Raw genomic sequence first — 255 nt, forward strand, 5'->3', positions numbered from 1 at the left:
GCACAGCGTTGGTGGCGCACTCTCGCTGACGACCTGACCGTCGAGGGGGCACAAGCAAATCTCGATCGGTTCTGCAGTCTGCGCGGCGACACCAGGTTGCGGCCGACGAAGGACGGCCGAGCATCGGTCGCGACCCTGGCCACTGCCGAAGGATTGCATCCACTGCCGACCGCGGCGTATCCAGCGATCGTGTCCACCGAACGTGTCGTCTCTCGACAAGCCCTGGTGTCCTATCGCGGCAACCGCTACTCGGTT

The 255-nt window shown here is 64.7% G+C and carries 1 pseudogene; it reads left to right on the forward strand.

The features are described 5' to 3' along the window. Positions 1 to 255 (forward strand): annotated as a pseudogene (locus RhoFasB10_RS26875) (IS21 family transposase); the annotation flags it as partial.

This window comes from Rhodococcus sp. B10 (genome assembly GCF_011770055.1).
Taxonomy (GTDB): Bacteria; Actinomycetota; Actinomycetes; order Mycobacteriales; family Mycobacteriaceae; genus Rhodococcoides; species Rhodococcoides kyotonensis_B.